At 73.7% G+C, this 18,214-nt stretch carries 15 protein-coding genes; 12 read left to right on the forward strand and 3 right to left on the reverse strand.

What is annotated here, in order from left to right:
• The first annotated feature begins 24 nt into the window (after window positions 1-24).
• The 7 genes from ABD340_RS16260 (at window position 25) to ABD340_RS16290 (ending at window position 8,202) form a co-directional block, all read left to right on the forward strand.
• Complete coding sequence (locus tag ABD340_RS16260) at window positions 25-1,185, forward strand: steroid 3-ketoacyl-CoA thiolase (RefSeq protein ID WP_344589804.1); 1,161 nt, start codon at window positions 25-27, stop codon at window positions 1,183-1,185.
• A gap of 4 nt (window positions 1,186-1,189) precedes the next feature.
• A complete protein-coding gene (locus tag ABD340_RS16265) occupies window positions 1,190-2,185 on the forward strand; it encodes an MBL fold metallo-hydrolase (RefSeq protein WP_344589805.1) in 996 nt (331 codons plus the stop codon).
• A gap of 229 nt (window positions 2,186-2,414) precedes the next feature.
• Window positions 2,415-3,659 (forward strand): cytochrome P450, encoded by a 1,245-nt coding sequence (locus tag ABD340_RS16270; RefSeq protein ID WP_344589806.1) that lies wholly within the window; start codon window positions 2,415-2,417, stop codon window positions 3,657-3,659.
• A gap of 67 nt (window positions 3,660-3,726) precedes the next feature.
• Window positions 3,727-4,974, forward strand: coding sequence for a cytochrome P450 (locus ABD340_RS16275; RefSeq protein ID WP_344589807.1), 1,248 nt, complete (start codon window positions 3,727-3,729; stop codon window positions 4,972-4,974).
• Between the two features lie 28 nt (window positions 4,975-5,002).
• On the forward strand, window positions 5,003-6,286 hold the full coding sequence (locus ABD340_RS16280) for a glycosyltransferase family 4 protein (protein WP_344589808.1): 1,284 nt from the start codon (window positions 5,003-5,005) through the stop codon (window positions 6,284-6,286).
• 64 nt (window positions 6,287-6,350) lie between these two features.
• Entirely contained in the window at window positions 6,351-7,112 is a 762-nt protein-coding gene (locus ABD340_RS16285; protein WP_344590694.1) for a class I SAM-dependent methyltransferase, read from the forward strand.
• Window positions 7,102-8,202 carry a prenyltransferase/squalene oxidase repeat-containing protein gene (locus ABD340_RS16290; protein ID WP_344589809.1) on the forward strand — a complete coding sequence of 367 codons (1,101 nt, stop codon included), beginning with the start codon at window positions 7,102-7,104 and terminating at the stop codon, window positions 8,200-8,202. Before ABD340_RS16285 ends, ABD340_RS16290 begins: the two co-directional genes overlap by 11 nt.
• Before the next feature lie 97 nt (window positions 8,203-8,299).
• On the opposite strand, the gene ABD340_RS16295 is transcribed toward ABD340_RS16290, so the two are convergent.
• Window positions 8,300-8,947: a class I SAM-dependent methyltransferase gene (locus ABD340_RS16295; protein ID WP_344590695.1), complete on the reverse strand. Its 648-nt coding sequence runs from the start codon at window positions 8,945-8,947 to the stop codon at window positions 8,300-8,302.
• Window positions 8,948-9,381: 434 nt separating this feature from the next.
• Between ABD340_RS16295 and ABD340_RS16300 the strand changes: the two genes are divergently transcribed.
• The 4 genes from ABD340_RS16300 to ABD340_RS16315 all read left to right on the forward strand — a co-directional run bounded on the left by ABD340_RS16300 (window position 9,382) and on the right by ABD340_RS16315 (window position 13,203).
• On the forward strand, window positions 9,382-9,573 hold the full coding sequence (locus ABD340_RS16300) for a ferredoxin (RefSeq protein ID WP_344589810.1): 192 nt from the start codon (window positions 9,382-9,384) through the stop codon (window positions 9,571-9,573).
• A gap of 82 nt (window positions 9,574-9,655) precedes the next feature.
• Entirely contained in the window at window positions 9,656-10,744 is a 1,089-nt protein-coding gene (locus tag ABD340_RS16305; RefSeq protein ID WP_344589811.1) for an alcohol dehydrogenase catalytic domain-containing protein, read from the forward strand.
• Between the two features lie 144 nt (window positions 10,745-10,888).
• The gene (locus ABD340_RS16310; RefSeq protein ID WP_344589812.1) at window positions 10,889-12,802 is read left to right on the forward strand and encodes an endonuclease/exonuclease/phosphatase family protein; all 1,914 of its coding nucleotides are present in this window, start codon (window positions 10,889-10,891) and stop codon (window positions 12,800-12,802) included.
• 215 nt (window positions 12,803-13,017) lie between these two features.
• The gene (locus tag ABD340_RS16315) at window positions 13,018-13,203 is read left to right on the forward strand and encodes a hypothetical protein (protein ID WP_344589813.1); all 186 of its coding nucleotides are present in this window, start codon (window positions 13,018-13,020) and stop codon (window positions 13,201-13,203) included.
• A 204-nt stretch (window positions 13,204-13,407) separates the two neighbouring features.
• On the opposite strand, the gene ABD340_RS16320 is transcribed toward ABD340_RS16315, so the two are convergent.
• Together ABD340_RS16320 and ABD340_RS16325 are read right to left on the reverse strand one after the other, a co-directional pair.
• The gene (locus tag ABD340_RS16320; RefSeq protein ID WP_344589814.1) at window positions 13,408-16,569 is read right to left on the reverse strand and encodes a hypothetical protein; all 3,162 of its coding nucleotides are present in this window, start codon (window positions 16,567-16,569) and stop codon (window positions 13,408-13,410) included.
• Window positions 16,570-16,714: 145 nt separating this feature from the next.
• Window positions 16,715-17,287, reverse strand: coding sequence for a DUF1707 SHOCT-like domain-containing protein (locus ABD340_RS16325; RefSeq protein WP_344589815.1), 573 nt, complete (start codon window positions 17,285-17,287; stop codon window positions 16,715-16,717).
• 202 nt (window positions 17,288-17,489) lie between these two features.
• Between ABD340_RS16325 and ABD340_RS16330 the strand changes: the two genes are divergently transcribed.
• Window positions 17,490-18,080: a Uma2 family endonuclease gene (locus ABD340_RS16330; protein ID WP_344589816.1), complete on the forward strand. Its 591-nt coding sequence runs from the start codon at window positions 17,490-17,492 to the stop codon at window positions 18,078-18,080.
• Window positions 18,081-18,214: the final 134 nt, after the last annotated feature.

Consider the following 18,214-nt stretch of genomic DNA (forward strand, 5'->3'; position numbering starts at 1 on the left):
ATCGGGTTCTGGAATGGAGACCGCATGGGCACTCCCGTGATCGTCGACGCGGTGCGCACGCCGCTGGGCAAGCGCAACGGCTGGCTCGCGGGCCTCAAGGCGCAGGCCGTCCTCGCGCACGCCTACCGGGCGCTGCTCGAACGCTCCGGCCTGGCCGGCGGCGAGGTCGAGCAGGTCTTCGCCGGATGCGTGACGCAGGCCGGCGAGCAGGGCGGCCACGTCGGCCGGTACGCCTGGCTGTACGCGGGACTCCCCTGGCAGACCGGCGTCACCACGGTCGACGCGCAGTGCGGCTCCGCCCAGCAGGCCGTCCACCTGGCGGCGTCCCAGGTCGCGGCGGGCGCGGTGGACGTGGCCATCGGCGGCGGCGTCGAGGTGATGAGCCGCGCGCCGCTGGGCAGCAACGTGCTGCCCGCCGCCCCGCGGCCCGACGACTGGTCGATCGACATGCCCAACCAGTTCGAGGCCGCCGAGCGGATCGCCGAACGGCGCGGCATCACCCGCGCCGACCTGGACGCCTTCGGCGCCCGATCACAGCAGCTGGCCGCCAAGGCCTGGGCGGACGGCCGCTTCGACCGCGAGATCGCCCCGATCGAGGCGCCCGTCCTGGACGCCGAGGGCGCCGCCACCGGCGAGACCCGCACGGTCACCCGCGACCAGGGACTGCGCGAGACCACCGCCGAGGGCCTCGCCGGGCTCAAGCCGGTGCTCGGCGAGGGCGCGCTGCACACCGCGGGCACCTCCTCGCAGATCTCCGACGGCGCCGCGGCCGTCCTGATCATGGACGCGGACCGGGCCCGCGCACTCGGCCTGCGCCCCCGCGCCCGGATCAGGACGCAGGCGCTGGTCGGCGCGGAGCCGTACTACCACCTGGACGGCCCCGTCCAGTCCACCGAACGGGTCCTGGCGCGCGCGGGCATGACCATGGCCGACATCGACCTCACCGAGATCAACGAGGCGTTCGCCTCGGTGGTGCTGTCGTGGGCGTCGGTGCACCGGCCGGACCTGGACCGGGTGAACGTCAACGGCGGCGCGATCGCGCTCGGCCATCCGGTCGGCGCGACCGGCGCCCGGCTGGTCACCACCGCGCTGCACGAGCTGGAACGCCGGGACGCCGGGACCGCGCTGATCACGATGTGCTGCGGCGGCGCCCTGTCCACCGCGACCGTCCTCGAACGGATCTGAGCGGGTGCCCGCGGGACCGGAGGATCTCGGCGGCGGTGTCTGGAGCGTGCCGGTGCCCATCCCGGGCAACCCGCTCGCCAGCACGCTGGTGTACGCGCTGGACAGCCCGCGCGGCCCGGTGCTGGTCGACGCGGGCTGGGAGCACGAGGACGCCTGGTCTGCGCTCAAGGACGGGCTGGCCACGTTCGGGATCGACATGTCCGAGGTGTACGGGGTGGTGGTCACCCACTTCCACCCCGACCACGCCGGTCTGGCGGGCCGGGTGCGGGACGCCTCGGGCGCCTGGATCGCGCTGCACCGCGACGACGCCGCCATCATCCGCGGCTTCCGGGACTTCGTCGCCCGGGACGGCGACCGCGGCTGGGAACGGGACGCGCTGCGCCGGGCGGGCGCGGGCGAGGACGACCTGGCCGGCCACGACGGAAGCCAGGGCGTGGACCCGCCCGCCATGCCCGACCGCGAGCTGGCCGACGGCGATCTGGTGGACCTGCCGGGCCGCACGCTGCGCGCGGTCTGGACGCCCGGCCACACCCCCGGCCACCTCTGCCTGCACCTGGAGGACGCCGACCGGATCTTCACCGGCGACCATGTGCTGCCGCGCATCACCCCGCACATCGGGCTGTACCCGTACGACGTCCCGGACGTGGACCCGCTGGGCGACTTCCTGAGCTCGCTCGCGCGGGTCGCGAGGCTGGGTGTGGGCGAGGTGCTGCCCGCCCACCAGTACCGCTTCGACGGCCTGACCGAACGGGCCGAGGCGATCATCGCCCACCACGAGGCCCGGCTGGCCGAGGTCGCCGGCGTGCTGTCCGCCGAGCCGGCCGCGCTGTGGACGGTGGCCGCGGGGATGACCTGGCGCGATTCGTGGGACGCGATGCCGCTCGCGGCGCGCCGGATGGCCGCGGGCGAGGCGGCGGCGCATCTGCGGACGCTGGAGCGGCGCGGCACCGTCCGCCGTGTCGGGAACGGCGATCCGCTCCTGTTCGTCCGCACGCGCTGATCTTCCTTGGCTCTCGCCTTCGTTCGCTCGCGCCGGTCTCCTCCGTGCCCCTTCCAGGGCCGCGGCGCGGCGATGCGACCCACGTCACTCCGCGCGTGAGACTCTTGATGAGACTCCAGTCTCATGTTAGAACGTGTTCTAAGCCATCCCCCAAGCAAGCGCTTAGTTCACATCCCGCGCGGAGCACCTCAGAACACCTCAACGCCCACCCCGGCCAGAAGGATCTGACATGTCCCCCCAGACCGGCACCATCCCCGCGATCGACATCATCGACCCCGGCGTGTACGAGCGGGAGGGGATCCCGCACCGGCAGTTCGCGTGGCTGCGCGAGAACGACCCCGTCCACTGGCACCCGGACCCCAACGACGGCGTCCCCGGCTTCTGGGCGGTGACCCGGCACGAGGACGTCGTGCACGTCTCCCGCCACCCCGAGCTGTACTCCTCGCACACCCGGTCGGCGATGTTCGAGGAGTTCTCGGAGGACGACCTCGCGCTCTACGGGATGATGATGCTGTTCCAGGACCCGCCCGACCACACCCGGCTGCGCTCCCTGGTCAACAAGGGCTTCACCCCGCGGATGATCGGGAAGCTGAAGGAGCACATCCGGGAGATCTGCCACCGGCTGGTCGACGCCGCCGCGCCCCTGGGCACCTGCGACTTCGTGGAGTACTTCGCCGCGCCGCTGCCGCTCTACACCATCGTCGAGCTGCTCGGCGCCCCGCTGGAGGAGCGGGAGAAGATCTTCCGCTGGTCCAACTCGCTGGTGGGGTTCAACGACCCCGAGTTCATCGGGGACCGGGCCGAGTCGGCCGCCCTCGCCGCCGAGTTCGCCGAGTGGGCGGGCGAGCTGGCCCGCGACCGCGCCGCCACCCCGCGCGACGACATCGTCACCAAGCTGCTGCAGCCCGACCCGGACGGGCGGCGGATCAGCGACGAGGAGTTCCAGCTCTTCGTGATCATGCTGTCGATCGCCGGGAACGAGACCACCCGCACCGCCACCGTGGGCGGCATGCAGGCCTTCTTCGAGCGTCCCGACCAGTGGGCGCGGCTGAAGGCCGACCGCGCCCTGCTGCCCACGGCCGTGGAGGAGATCGTCCGCTGGGTCAGCCCGATCAACCAGTTCCGCCGGACCGCGACCCAGGACACCGAGCTGGGCGGCAAGCGGATCAAGGCGGGCGACAAGGTCGTGCTCTTCTACGCCTCGGCCAACCACGACGAGCGGGTCTTCGACGATCCCTTCACCTTCGACGTGGGCCGCGACCCCAACCCGCACCTGGGCTTCGGCGGCGGCGGACCGCACTTCTGCCTGGGGACCCACCTGGCGCGGATGAATCTGAACATCGTCTTTGAGACGATTCTGGAGCGGATGCCCGACATCCGGCCGGTCGAGGAACCTCGCCGGCTGCGGTCCAACTTCGTCAACGGCGTCAAGGAACTCCGGGTGGAGTTCACCCCCAGCGCGCGCGTCTCGTAGCCGTGGGGAGCGCGACCCCGCGTCCCCCGGGACGGGTCGAGCGCCCGATAGACGAGAGGTCAAGGCGATGACCGGCACCCTCCCCGACATCGAACTGGTCGACCCCGGTGTCTACGAGGCGGGCGGCGTCCCGCACGAGGCGCTCACCGCGCTGCGGGCGCACGCCCCGGTGTACCGGCACCACGGCGATCCGGGCCGGGGCGGCCCCCCGTTCTGGGCGGTGACCCGGCACGCCGACGTGGTGCACGTCTCGCGGCATCCCGAGGTGTTCTCCTCGTACGAGCGGCTCGCGCTGTTCGACGAGCCCGCCCCCGAATCGCTGGCACTGCAGCGGATGATGATGCTCAACCAGGATCCGCCCGAGCACACCGCCAAGCGGAGCATCGTCAACCGGGGGTTCACGCCGCGCGCGATCAAGGCGCTGGAGGAGCACGTCCGCGACATCTGCCGCGGCCTGGTCGGGGAGGCCGCCGCGACGCTGGAGGGGGGCGGCGAGGCCGACTTCGTGCGCGACATCGCCGCCCCGCTCCCGCTGCACGTCATCTGCGAGCTGCTCGGCGCGCCGGTGGCGGACCGCGACAAGATCTTCCACTGGTCCAACACGCTGATCGGCAGCAGCGACCCCGAGCTGCAGCCCTCGCCCGGGGCCGGCGAGGCGGCGGCGACCGAGCTGTACGCCTACGCCGCCGAGCTGGCCGAGCGGCGCCGCGCCGAGCCGCGCGACGACATCGTCACCAGGCTGCTGCGGCCCGACGCCGACGGCCGCGAACTCACCGGTGACGAGTTCGAGCTGTTCGTGCTGCTGCTGTCGGTGGCGGGCAACGAGACCACCCGCAACGCCGCGTCCGGCGGCATGCTCGCGCTCTTCGAGAACCCCGGCCAGTGGGAGCGGCTGCGCGCCGACCCGGCGCTGGTCCGCACGGCCGTGGACGAGATCGTCCGGTGGGTCACGCCGGTCAACCTCTTCCGCCGGACCGCGATGCGGGACACCGAGCTGGGCGGCGAGCAGATCAAGGCGGGCGACAAGGTCGTGGTCTTCTACGCCTCGGCCAACCGGGACGAGCGGGTGTTCGAGAACCCCTTCACCTTCGACGTGGGCCGCGCCCCCAACCCGCACCTGGGCTTCGGCGGCGGCGGACCGCATTTCTGCCTCGGCGCGCACCTTGCCCGGCTCGAGCTGAGTGTGCTCTTCGAAACACTTTTGGACACGGTGCCCAATATTGAACTCATCGGTAACGTACGGCGGCTAAGGTCTAGTTTCATCAACGGCATCAAGGGGATGCCGGTGCGCCTGCGCCCGGCGTTCCGCGACTGACGGGAGTGGTGCGTGATCAGGGACTGGCGTGGCTGAGCCAGGGGAGCCGCCGGGCGGTCCGCTGCGCGTGGCCCTGCTCTCGTACCGGAGCAAGCCGCACTGCGGCGGCCAGGGCGTCTACCTCCGGCATCTGAGCCGCGAGCTGGTCGACCTGGGGCACACGGTCGAGGTGCTGTCCGGGCAACCGTACCCCGAGCTGGACCGCGACGAGATCACTCTGACCAGGATCCCCAGCCTGGACCTCTACCGCGACGAGGACCCCTTCCGCACCCCCGCCCTCGGCGAGTTCCGCGACTGGATCGACGTGCTGGAGTTCGCCCACATGAAGACCGGCGGCTTCCCCGAGCCGCTGACCTTCAGCCTGCGGGTGGTGCGCGAGCTCCGGCGCCGCCGCCGCGACTTCGACGTGGCGCACGACAACCAGGTGCTGGGCCTGGGCAACCTCGGCATCGCCCGGCTCGACCTGCCGCTGGTCACCAGCATCCACCACCCGATCAGCGTGGACCGCCGGATCGAGCTGGAGGCCGCCCGCGGGCTCAAGCAGAAGCTCGGCAAGCACCGCTGGTACGGCTTCGTCGCCATGCAGTCGCAGGTCGCGCGGCGGATCGGACCCGTGCTGACGGTCTCGGAGTCCTCCAAGGTCGACATCGTCAAGGACTTCAGGGTCGACCCGCGCGACATCGAGATCCTGCCGCTGGGCGTCGACACCCGGATCTTCCACCCGCGCGGCGCCCGCGTCCCCGGCCGGATCGTGGCCATGGCCAGCGCCGACGCCCCCATCAAGGGGGTGGACGTGCTGCTGCGCGCGGTCGCCAAGGTGGCCACCGAGCGGGACGTGCACGTCATCGTGGTCAGCCGCCCGCAGCAGGACGGCCCCACCGCCAAGCTGGTCCGCGAGCTGGCCCTCGGCGAGCGGGTGCGGTTCGTGCACGGCATCGGCGACGACGAGCTGGGCGAGCTGCTGGCCTCCGCCGAGATCGCCGTCGTGCCGTCCCGGTACGAGGGGTTCTCGCTGCCCGCCGTGGAGCACATGGCCTCCGGCACCCCGCTGGTCGCCAGCCGTGCCGGCGCGCTGCCCGAGGTGGTCGGCGACGCCGGGATCCTCGTCCAGCCGGGCGATGTGGAGGAACTGGCCGCGACGCTGCGGCGGCTGCACGACTCCCCCACCGAACGTGCCCGCGCGGGCGAGGCGGGCCTGGCCCGGGTGCAGAAGAGGTTCGCCTGGCCGGCGGTGGCGCGGGCAACGGTGGAGCACTACCGCGCCGCGATCGATCAGCAGCGCTACCGGCGGATGGCCGCGGGCAGGGACTGACCGGCCCTGCCCGGCACGCCGGGGACCGCCCTGGCGGCGTCCCCCGTACGGAAGGAGCACCACCCTGCTGACCGTGGATTTCCAGCGGTTCCGTGTGAAGCCCGGAGAACGCGTCCTGGACATGGGGTGCGGCGCCGGGCGGCACGCCTTCGAGCTGTACCGCCGGGGTGCGCACGTCGTGGCGTTCGACCAGGACGCCGACGAGCTGGCCGGTGTGGAGAAGATGTTCGGGGCCATGCGGCTGGAGGGCGAGGTCCCCGCGGACGCCGCCGCCGAGACCGTGCGGGGCGACGCGCTGGAGCTGCCGTTCCCCGACGGCCACTTCGACAAGATCGTCGCTTCCGAGGTGCTCGAGCACATCCCGGACGACATGCGCGCCATGCGCGAGCTGCTGCGGGTGCTGCGGCCGGGCGGGAGACTGGCCGTCACCGTGCCGTCCTGGCTGCCCGAGCGGGTCTGCTGGGCCCTCTCGGAGGACTACCACACCGCGCCCGGCGGGCACATCCGCATCTATACCCGTGCCGAGCTTGAGGCCAAGCTGAAGGCCACCGGCTTCCGGGTGAACGGCCACCACCACGCGCACGGCCTGCACGCCCCCTACTGGTGGATCAAGTGCGCGGTCGGGGTGGACAACAACGACCACCCGGCCGCCAAGGCCTACCACCAGCTCCTGGTGTGGGACATCGTGAAGCGGCCGCTGGCCACCCGCCTGGCCGAGCGCGTCCTCAACCCCGTCATCGGCAAGAGCGTCGTCGTCTACTTCACCAAGCCCCCCGCCCAGGAGGCCGCAGGCGCGGTGGAGAAGGAGAAGACGGATGCGGTCTGAGACCGCCCCCCCGGCCGTGCCCGGCGTTCTGAGCCCCGACGACGTCGTCGCGACCGCGCGCAGCATCGTCGCCCAGCAGGAGGAGTCGGGCGCGATCCCCTGGTTCAGTCCCACCGGCGGCGTGCCCGGCCACGTGGACGCCTGGAACCATGTCGAGGCCGCGATGGCCCTCACCGTGGCCGGGCTGCACGAGCCCGCCCGCAGGGCCTACGAGTGGCTGCGGTCGGTGCAGCGGCCGGACGGCTCCTGGCCCGCCAAGTGGGTGCTGGGCGAGGTCACCGAGCCCGGCGGCGAGTCCAACCACGCCGCCTACCTCGCCGTGGGCGTCTGGCACGAGCTGCTGATGACCGGGGACGAGGAGTTCGTCCGGCGGATGTGGCCGGCGGTGCGGCGCGCCGTCGACTTCGTGCTGGGCCTGCAGACCGGCCGCGGCGAGGTCATCTGGATCCGGCACCCGGACGGCGCCGCCTCCGACCACGCGCTGCTGACCGGCTGCTCGTCGATCTACCAGGCGCTGCGCTGCGCGGTGGCGCTGGCGGAGGCGCTGGGCGAGCCCGAGCCGGACTGGGAGCTGGCGGCCGACCAGCTCGGCCACGTGGTGGCCGCGCACCCGGAGGCGTTCGCCGACAAGAGCCGCTGGTCGATGGACTGGTACTACCCCGTGCTGGCCGGTCCGCTGCGCGGCGAGGCGGCGGCGCGGCGGCTGGAGGAGGGCTGGGACACCTTCGTGGTGCCCCGGCTCGGCTGCCGCTGCGTGGCCGACCAGCCGTGGGTCACCGCGGCCGAGAGCTGCGAACTGGTGATGGCCCTGGACGCGGCGGGCGATCGCGCACGGGCCCTGGAGCTGTTCCGGACGATCCAGCACCTGCGGCACGAGGACGGCTCGTACTGGACCGGCTGGCAGTTCGAGAACCGGCGGCACTTTCCCGGCGACCGCTCCACCTACACGGCCGCCGCCGTCATCCTGGCGGCGGACGTGCTGGAGGGCGCCTCACCCGGCTCCCATCTGTTCAAGGAGATTGCCGGCAACCCGCTGGGCCCCTCCGCGGCCGCCGACCCGGTCGCCTGCGGCTGCGGGGTGTTCGCCTAGGGGATACCCCTAGAACGTGTTCCTGCTTTGCGTCGGCCCGGCGGGCGGTGGCGCGCCGCCGTCCGCCCGCTCGGGCCGCCCGGTCGGCCGGCCCGGCCTACCCGACGGGCGTGTCCGCGGTGCGCTCCAGGACGCGCAGTGAGCCCTCCGCCCGGCGGTCGGTGAAGGCCCCGCCGGCCAGGGCCCGCCGGTAGACGTGGTACGGGGCCTGGCCGCCGTCGGCGGGGTCGGGGAAGACGTCGTGGATCACCAGGGCGCCGCCGGTGGCGACCCAGGGCGCCCAGTCGGCGTAGTCGGCCTGCGCGAGTTCCTCGGCGTGCCCGCCGTCGATGAAGAGCAGGGCCAGCGGCGTCCGCCAGAACGCGGCGACGGTGCGGGAGGTGCCGACGATCGCGACGACGTGGTCCTCCAGGCCGGCGGCGCCCACGTTCCGGCGGAAGGTCGGGAGGGTGTCCATGCGGCCGGTGAGGGGATCGACCAGCGACGGGTCGTGGTGCTCCCAGCCGGACTGGTTCTCCTCCGAGCCGTGGTGGTGGTCGATGGTGACCAGCGTCGCGCCGGTCGCCCGGGCCGCGGCGCCCAGGTAGATCGCGGACTTGCCGCAGTAGCTGCCGATCTCCAGGAGGGGGGCGGTGCCGCCGAGGCCGGCGCCGTACTCCAGGGCGGTCTCGTACAGGGCCCGGCCTTCCGCGTCGGGCATGAAGCCCTTCGCCCTGCGCGCGGCCCGCAGCAGGTCGGCCGGCATCGGGGCGGCGGACCCGGCCGGTCGTGTCCCGTCCCGCGACGGGCCCGCGGGCGGGGTCAGGGGGCGGGTCGGGGGTGGCGTCGTCCCCTCGTGGGCGGACGCCGTGCTGTTGGTCATCGATCTCCTCTGCCGGGCACTGTAGCCCGGCACTTTATCCACATTCGCCGGTCTTGATCAGAGTGTCCCCGCCCGGGGTCGGCGGCACGCATCTGGGACCGTCCGGCGTGCCGCGACTTCCGCCAGGACGGGGCGTGACCGGGTGCGCGCCGAGCCTTGCCCGACCACACTGGAACGTGTTCTACTTTTGCCGTGAGCGGACGGGATTCCGAGGACGGCCCCGAACCCGGTTCGGTAGGTTGGCCGTAAACTGTGACTACGGCAACTCACTCGGTGACACGTGTGCACCGGGACGGTGGGAACGGAGACGACCGACGATGAAGGTAAGCGTCGACCCATTGGTGTGCGAGGCCAACGCCGTCTGCGTGGGGCTCGCGCCAGACGTCTTCGACCTCAGCGACGACGACGAGCTGACCATCCTCCTGCCGGAAGTGCCCGAAGACCAGGCCGACCGCGTCCGGCACGCGGTCCGGTCCTGCCCCAAGGCCGCGCTCTCCCTCGACGAGTAGCGGAGAGCGGCGCCCGCCGCGCACACCCCTGTTCGAGGACGCCGTGCGAGGCGGGGCGTCCGCCCTCTCTGTGGAGGCTGACATGGCACGTGCCGCGGTTCTGCGCGCGGTCGGCGACGAGGAACTGGAACTGCGCGACGACGTCGGAACCGTCGATCCGGGTCCCGACCAGGTCAAGATCAAGATCAAGGCGACCGGGGTCTGCCACTCCGACCTGTCGACGATCAGCGGTGTGCTGCCCTCCATGCCGCCCACCGTGATGGGCCACGAGGGTTCGGGCGTGGTGGCCGAGGTCGGCGCACGGGTGGCCAACGTCGCCCCCGGCGACCACGTGGTCGTCAACTGGTCGCCCGACTGCGGCACCTGCCCCGACTGCCTGCGCGGCGAGCCGTACCTGTGCATGACCTTCCTCGCCCAGTCGTTCGGCGACCCCAGGTTCACCTTCGGCGACGGCTCCCCCGCGTTCGGAATGGCCGGCTGCGGCACCTGGGCCGACGAGATGACGGTGCCCTGGCAGGCCGTCATCAAGGTCGACGAGGACGTCCCGTTCGAGTACGCCGCGCTGCTCGGCTGCGGCATCCCCACCGGCGTCGGCGCGGCCATCAACACCGCGCGGGTGCGGCCCGGCTCCAAGGTGGCCGTGGTCGGCGCCGGGGGCGTCGGCCTGTCGGTCATCCAGGGCGCCAAGATCGCCGGCGCGTCCGCCATCCTGGCGATCGACCCCAACGAGGCCAAGCACCCCGTCGCCAAGCAGTTCGGCGCCACCCACACCGCCACGCTCGACGGCCTGGAGGAGGCCAAGGGGCTGCTCACCGGCGGCGCCGGCTTCGACTACGCCTTCGAGGTGGTCGGCAAGGCCGCCGCCATCACCACCGCCTGGAACGCCACCCGGCGCGGCGGCGACGTGATCGTGGTCGGCGCCGGCGCCGCCGACGACGACTTCACGATGAGCGCGTTCGCCCTGCTGTTCGACGGCAAGAACCTCAAGCCCTCGGTGTACGGCGGCTGCGACCTCAAGCGCGACGTGCCGCGCTTCGTCGACCTGTGGCGGGCCGGCCGGCTCGACATCGACGGCCTCATCTCGCGGCGGATCCGCTTCGAGGAGATCAACGACGCCGTCCGGGCGCTCAAGAGCGGAGAGGTGATCCGCCAGGTCGTGCTGTTCGACTGACCCGGCGGAACCGGCATCACCGGCGTTTCCGACCCGGCCGGCGTTTCCGACTCTGTCGGCAATGCCGGTACGGGTCGGCGGCGGGCCCGTCTTGTGCCATCCTTCTTCGTGTCCTTCGTGTCCTTTCGCGCCATGGAGCATGGATTGGCGTACCCAGGTGAGCCGGGACCGGCCCGCCGCGCCCGGCGGGTCCGGGCGCTCGCCGCCGGAGCGGCCCTCGCGCTGCCGGTCGGCTGCGCACCCCTCGTCCTCGCCCCGCCGCAGGCCCACGCGGCCGAGCCCCGGATCCGCGACGTCCAGGGGCGCGGGCACGTGTCGCCGCTGAACGGCAGGGCCGTCGCCCGCGTCCCCGGCGTGGTGACCGCGGTGTCCGGCAACGGCTTCTGGATGCAGGACCCGAGACCGGACCGCGACGCCGCCACCTCCGAGGGGATCTTCGTCTTCACCCGCACCCGGCCGGCCGTGTCGCCGGGCGACTCCGTCCGGGTCGACGGGCGGGTCAGCGAGTACCGGCCCGGCGGGACCCGGTCCGCGTTCCTCGGCCGCACCGAGATCGACGCGACCCGCACCGCGACCGAGGCGCGCGGCGCCCCGCTCCCCGCGCCCGTGATGCTCGGGCCCAAGGGCCGCAAGCCCCCCGGGTCCGTCGCCGGCAGCAACCCCATCCTCGACGCCAGGCGCAACGTCGAGTCCGCCGGACGGTTCGACCCCGCACGCGACGCGCTCGCCTTCTACGAGTCGATCGAGGGCATGCGGGCCGGCGTCACCGACGCCGTCGCCGTCGGCCCCTCCCGGCACGGGGAGATCCCGGTGCTCCCGGCGGGCGGCGCGGGCGCCGCGCCGCGCACCGCCCGGGGCGGGCTGCTCCAAACCGCCGCCGACACCAACCCCGACCGGATCCTGCTGGACGACGCGCTCGCCGCGCTGCCCGGCATGAACGTCGGCGACCGGCTCCCCGGCACCGCGCACGGCGTGATCGACTACACCTACGGCGCGTTCCGGCTGCTGCCCACCGCCGCCCCGCGGCGGCGCGACGGCCGCCTGTCCCAGGAGACCACCCGGGCGACCCGTCCCGGCGAGCTCGCCGTCGCCACCGCCGACCTGGGCGGGCTCAGCGCGGACTCGCCCCCCGGCCGGTTCGCCGACCTGGCCGCCGACCTGGTCGCCGGCCTGAAGTCCCCCGACGTGGTCGCCGTCACCAGGCTGCGCGACAACAGCGGGGGCAAGGACGACGGCACCGTCGCCGCCGACCAGACCGTGGCCGAGCTGATCACCGCGATCAGCGCGGCGGGCGGCCCCGGCTACGACTGGCGCTCGGTCCCGCCGCGCGACAACGCCGACGGCGGCGACCCGGGCGACAACGACCACGTCGGTTTCCTGTTCCGGACCGACCGCGGGCTGGGCTTCGTCGACCGTCCCACCGCCTCCCAGCAGGACGGCGCGGAGGCGGACCCGCCCGCCGATCTCTCCGGCGCCCCCGTCAAGGCCGTGCCGGACGGCTCGGGCGGCGTGCGGCTCACCCTCAGCCCGGGACGGATCGCCCCCGGCGACGCGGCCTGGAGCCGTACCCAGAAGCCCGTCGCGGGCGAGCTGAACTGGAAGGGCAGGCGGCTCATCGTCGTGGCCGCCCAGTGGTACCCGAACACCGGCGACGACCAGCCCCTCCTGGGCCGCAACCAGCCGCCGGTGCGTCCCAGCGAGTGGCGGCGCGAGGCGCAGGCGCGGGCGGTGTCGGGCTTCGTCCGGTCGGTGCGGGCCGTGGACGGCGACGCCGCCGTCATCGTCGCCGGCGACCTCAACGAGCAGGAGTTCGGCGGCCCCGTCCAGACGCTGGCCAAGAACGCCGGCCTGCGCGACCTCCCGGCCGCGCTGCCGCCCAAGGACCGCTACACGACGATCTCCGGCGGCAACGGCCGCGCGCTGGACCACATCCTGCTCAGCCCGTCGCTGGCCAAGCGCAAGCACGAATTCGACATCGTGCACCGCAACGCGGAATTCGCGGCGCGGGCCGACGTCCGGGACCCGTCCGTCGTGCGCATCGACATGGCCCGCGGCTGAAGCTGCGGTGGCCGGCGCGCGCTGCCCAAAGAGCCGCCGGCCACCGAAGCGACATTTCGATTATCGCCGCCCGTGCGCAATCCGCTACATCCGAACGCGGATTCTTTCGCTCCGTCCGATCCATTCGAGAATGGTCCGAACGCTCCGCGAAGTTTCGTTCCGCCGCCCTGGGGCACCGACGTGACGTCTGAGCCCCCCTCGTGAGGAGAGACCCCATGGCGGTCAGGCACCGATCCGGGATCGGCCTCGTCGGCCTCATCTACATCATCATCGGCGTGTTCATCGCCTGGGACCGCGGTTACATCGACGCCGGTCTCGTCCGGCAGGTCGCCAGCGCGCTGCTGGCCGTCTTCCTCTGGTTCCTCGTCCTGCTCGGCGTCGACCTCAACATCCGGGCCTGAACGGCATCGCGAGCGAAACTGGCCGCGGCGTGAGTGCTACCTCGCGCCGCGGCCATAGACCTCCGTCCAGGGGCGGAGTACGTTCCGAGCATGGCTAAAGACGGATGCAGTTGCGGTCATGGCGGCGGTTGCTCGTGCCCGAAGGGTTGCTCCTGCGGCTGCAACGGCTGACCCACCCCTCCACCCGCCCCCCGGCGTCCGGAATCAAGGCGCCGGGGTGCGCCACAGCATCGGCGTCTCGCCCCGGTGATCGGCGCTGACGCCCGTGCCCACGACCTGGTTCCCCACCGCGGTCAGTGCGGTGAGCCGCTGATCGCCGCGCCCGTCCAGCCCGGCACCGAACGCCCGAACGCGATTCCAGCCCTCGGCGCCGCTGGGCGATTTCCACAGCGCCACGTTCCGGCGCCCCGGCCCGCCCGTCGTGCCCGCGAGCAGGAAGGCCTTGGGCGTCGCCGTGACGGCTGTGAGCTCCGTCGTCTCCCCCGCCCCCTCCGGCACGCTCGTGCGCCAGGTGCGGCCGCCGTCGGACGAGTGCGCGACGAAGGCGGCCGCGCGCCCCGGGGCGTTCGCGGTCGCGGCGGTGCGCCCCCAGCCGAGCGCCACCAGCGCGTCGCCGCGCGCGGCGACCTGGAAGAACGCGCCCGAGGCGATCCCGGGCGGAAGCGCCGGTGAGGGCACCGCGGTCCACTTCCGCCCGTCCGCCGACGTCCAGATCGCGGGAAGGTCGCCGGGCGGCACGGGCTTGGCCCCGTTCTGCCCCGGTTTGGCGGCGCCGCGCCGGCCGCCGACCGCCGCGTACCCCTTGGCCGTCGCGGCCACGTCCCGCATCCAGGTCGGGCCGTCCAGGTCGCCCTTGCCCGCGTTGCCGCCCCGCGTCCACGCCTTCAGGTCGGTCGAGCGCCAGGCCGCCGCCGAGCCGCCGACCATGCCGACGACGACGTAGCCGTCCGGGCCCGCCGCGACGCCCGAGGTGGTCTTGCCGCCCGGGAAGCCCGCGCGGCGCCAGGTCGTGCCGTCCTGCGAGGCCAGCACGAGCGGGGTGGACGCGCCGCCCGACGGCGCGTCGGTGCGGCCGACCGCGAGCCAGCCCCGCGGGCCGTGCGCGACGTCGGTCAGGCGCTGCCGCCCCTGCCCGGGGCCGCCCGCGCGGCCGGCGCCGAAGTCGGGCGCGCGGCCGCGGGTCCAGCCGGCCTGGCCGGCCGCGGTCCAGGTCGCCGCGTCGCCGCCGGTGCTGCCCACGACCACCAGCCGGCCGGACGGGTCGGACGCGCACGCGGCCAGCGTCCGCTCCGCCCGTACCGCGCCCGGCACCTTGGTCAGGTCCACCGGGGCCACCGGGCCGGGCGCGCCCGCCAGCGCCATGAAGCCGTCCTCGCCGCGGCGGCCGGTGACCACGGCGCCGCCGCCGTCCGCCACGGCCATCCCGCTGATCGCGGAGCCGGGGCCGGGCGCGCCCACCTCCCCGGTGGCACGCCACGTCGAGCCGCCGCCGCCGCGCAGCACCGTGCCGACGTTGCCCTTGCCCCGGACAAGCGCCGCGAGCCCGGCGCCCGTGCCGGTCAGCCGCTCCAGGACGGTGTACTCGGGGACGCTCAACTGCGCCGTCGGAGCCCACGCGGCGCCGTCCCGGGAGGCGAACACCACGCCGTACCGGGACGTCTTGCGCTTCTTCTTCGGCCCCGTCGTGCGCTGTCCCTCACGCGCCAGGTAGAAGCCGCCGGGGCCGGCGGTCAGGCCCTTGGCGGGGCCGTACGCGCCCTGGCCCTGCGGCACGTTCACCGCCGCCCACGTGCGGCCGCCGTCGGCGGACCGCCACATGGCCTCGCCCCGCACGGTCTGCGCGACCTGCTGGGTGCCCTTCTTCTTGCCCTTGCGCTTGACCGTCTTGGTCACCTTGCGGCTGAACGACCCGTGCGCCACGACCGTGTCACCCGAGGCCGCCAGCCCGCCGATCCCGGCCATGTCCGGCAGGTTGAGCCTGTCCGCACGCTGCCAGGCCCGCCCGTCCGCCGAGGTCCACACGACGGCCCGCGGGTCCGCCCCGGCGGACGAGGCCACCCCGGCCGCCACGAACCCGGAGGAGGTGCGGACCAGCGCGTTCACCCGATCGTTCGGGCCGAAGGCGGAGACGGCGGCGGTCTCGTTCGTCCAGGAACGGCCGTCGACGCTCGTCCACACGGCGACCCGCGCGTCGGCCGTCTGCCCGATCGCCGTCCACGCCCCCGCGCCGCCGGCCAGCAGCCGCGGCTTCGCCCCGGGGGCGGGCGTCTCCCCGTCCGGGGTGTGCACCTCGGCCAGCCGCCAGGTCCTGCCCGCGTCCAGGGAGACGAGGAACTCGGCGCGCTCTCGCCCCGGCGTGCCGTCGCCCACCGTCTCCGTGCCGGTGGCGACGACGGTGCGCCCCGAGGCGGCCACGGTCGACAGGTCCTGGACGAGCCCGTCGGCCTTGGCCGCCGGGTCCGCCACGAACCAGCCCTCCGCCGGCTTCGCGGCGGCCACCGCCGAACGGACCACGTCCTCGTCGGCGTCCCCGGTGAGCGCATAGCCGACCGCACCGGCGGCGACGACCGCGCCGACCCCGAGCGCGACGGCCTTGTGCGAGGGCCGCCGCAACCCGACCTCGCGCCGGGGCGCCGCGGCGCCGCCCTCGCCGGCACTTCGGGGCTTCGGAACCGCCGGGGCACTCGCCTCGGCCGCCGCATCCGTCGTCGCGGCACTCTTGGCCGCACCGGCCAGCGCCGGCTCGCCCTTCTTCTTTCGCTTGCCCTTGTCCTGGTCCTTGCCGCCCGCCGGAGGACGAGGGTCCGCCGTCGCCGCACCGGCGACGGCCGACTCGCCCTTGTCCTCGTTCTCGTCCTTGGCCGTCCGGGCCTTGGGTTCCGCCGGAGGGCGAGGGGCCTCCGGCGCCGCCGCGCCGGCCAGGGCCGACTTGCCCTTCTTCTTGGTCTTGTCCCCGTCCTTGGACTTGGGTTCTGCCGGTGGACGAGCGGCCTCCGTTGCCGTCGCAGCGGCCGGGGCCCGCTCGCCTTTCTGCTTGCTCCTGTCCTTTGCGCCCGCCTTGGCCTCCGGGCTCGCCGGCGGACGGGTGTCCGCCGCTTCACCGGCGTCCGCGTCGCTCCAGGGGACGCCTGCGTTGCGCCATGCTTCCTGAGCGCGCTGCCAGGGGGACGGGCCCTTCTTGCCACGCTTGCCCGGCGCGCGTGCCTCCCGTGACTCGGGGGGCTCTCTGAGCGCCTCGGCGGGACGGAACGTCAGCCGCCGCCGGATCTGCCGGGATCCGCGGGGACCGGAGAGCTCGTCCCCGGCGGGCGGTTCCGCCCCAGCCAAGAGCCGGGCATCGTCCTGCTCCGGGGTCCTTGCCGTCACGCCCGCTCCTTCGCACCTTGGCCAGCACGCCCGGCGGACCGTTCGCCGGGCGCGCGAGACACACCATCAAACCGCGCTGAAACCGCCTCTGTAGGGACATCCGCGCGATCAGTACCGAAAGGGTTGCGGGAGCGTTTATATCGCCTCAGGGTAGGCGAAGATGATCTATTGCCTCGATCGCACCTTTATAGGCCAGTCCCTGGACGTGCACGACCGGCGCGGCCGGGTCCGGGGCGCTGCGGATCTCGGTGGAGATGCCCAGGCCGCCGACCTCGACGCGAACCCCGGGCGCCACGATGACCTGCACGTTCGATTTGTAGGCCAGCACCCGGAGCGTGATCACCGGGCCGGCCGGCTCGGCCTCGCGCAGGTCGAGCACGCAGTCGCCCTTGTAGGCGGCGACGGTGAAGCGTTCGGGCAGCCGCCAGCGCCCGGAGCGGCGGATCCGGCTCTTGTAGGCCATCTGGAAGCGGCCCCCGGAACGGCGCGGCGTGGCCGCCTCCGGCCGCCACTCCGGCACGCGCATGGCCGGGAGGTCGGCGGCGAGCCGGTCGAGTTCGTCATGGGTGCGCGCGGCCAGGACCAGATCGATGCGCTCGTCGAGCTCCCCTTCGTCCAGCCGCCCCTCGGCGTAGGCGGTGTGCAGGCGGACGAGCACCTCGTCCCGGTCCTGGTCGGAGGCGCGCGGGGCGGGCTCGGTCCGCTCGGCGTTCGTCACGGCTCCTCCTTCGAGGCGGGGGTCGCCCCCGAGCCTGAGGTCTCCTGAAGGTGGAGGGTCAAGTCCGAGAGTCGCGATGTATCTTAACTCGCCGCCGCTCGGTTTTCGAGACAGAACGGCGCATCGCGGCCCGCCTGCACCGCTCGCGTGGAGCGGTCCACTACATTCGGTGAAGGAGATGATCATCGGGGGGACTGACGCCATGAGCGCACCGGCCGGCCATGCCCACGGTCCGTACACGCTCTACGACCTCGACGCCCTGCCGGAGGACGGGCGCCGGTACGAGCTGGCCGACGGCTGGCTCACCGAGCTGCCCGGCGACCTGTGGCACGACCACGCCGCCGGGCGGCTCACCGACATCCTGCGCCAGGCCGCGCACCAGGCCGGCGCCGAGGTGCACGTCGCCGGATCCGCGCGGGACGTCAGCACCCCGGCCGGCATCCGCAAGCCCGACGTGTTCGCGGTCGCGCGGGACGTGGCGCGCGCCGCCCTCGAACAGCGGTCCCGCACCTACTACGGCCCCGACCTGCTGCTGGTGGCCGAGGTCGTGACCCCCCGCACGGGCAGCGAGCAGATCGACCGGGTGCGCAAGGTCGCCGAGTACGCCGAGACCGGCATCCCGCACTACTGGATCGTCGACCTGGAGCCGCGCCCGGCGGTGACGATGCTGCGGCTGGCGGGGTCCCAGCCGTGCTACCGGCTGAGCGGGAAGGCGCGGGCGGGCGAAGAGATCACGGTCGCCGAGCCGTTCCCGATCCGTTTCGATCCGGCCCGGCTGTCGGAGATGGAATGAGGGCCGCCCGCCGGGACCGCCCAAGCGGGCGGGCGGCCGCATCCCCCGATCCGGCCGGCCCGCCGCACAAGACGACACGGTCCGGATCGGGCGCCGGGCGCCGCGGAAGAACCCCGCGAACCCCGCGGTCGCCG

Origin of the sequence: Actinomadura vinacea (assembly GCF_039532545.1) — a bacterium.
GTDB classification, from domain to species: Bacteria; Actinomycetota; Actinomycetes; order Streptosporangiales; family Streptosporangiaceae; genus Spirillospora; species Spirillospora vinacea.

Bases quoted from the DNA above. Each gene is read 5' to 3' on its own strand.
- ABD340_RS16295 (WP_344590695.1), bottom strand. From the start codon at position 8,947: ATGCCGGCCGACCTGCTGCGGGCCGCGCGCAGGGCGAAGGGCTTCATG.
- ABD340_RS16270 (WP_344589806.1), top strand. From the start codon at position 2,415: ATGTCCCCCCAGACCGGCACCATCCCCGCGATCGACATCATCGACCCC.
- ABD340_RS16315 (WP_344589813.1), top strand. From the start codon at position 13,018: ATGGCGGTCAGGCACCGATCCGGGATCGGCCTCGTCGGCCTCATCTAC.
- ABD340_RS16330 (WP_344589816.1), top strand. From the start codon at position 17,490: ATGAGCGCACCGGCCGGCCATGCCCACGGTCCGTACACGCTCTACGAC.
- ABD340_RS16260 (WP_344589804.1), top strand. From the start codon at position 25: ATGGGCACTCCCGTGATCGTCGACGCGGTGCGCACGCCGCTGGGCAAG.
- ABD340_RS16300 (WP_344589810.1), top strand. From the start codon at position 9,382: ATGAAGGTAAGCGTCGACCCATTGGTGTGCGAGGCCAACGCCGTCTGC.
- ABD340_RS16290 (WP_344589809.1), top strand. From the start codon at position 7,102: ATGCGGTCTGAGACCGCCCCCCCGGCCGTGCCCGGCGTTCTGAGCCCC.
- ABD340_RS16275 (WP_344589807.1), top strand. From the start codon at position 3,727: ATGACCGGCACCCTCCCCGACATCGAACTGGTCGACCCCGGTGTCTAC.
- ABD340_RS16305 (WP_344589811.1), top strand. From the start codon at position 9,656: ATGGCACGTGCCGCGGTTCTGCGCGCGGTCGGCGACGAGGAACTGGAA.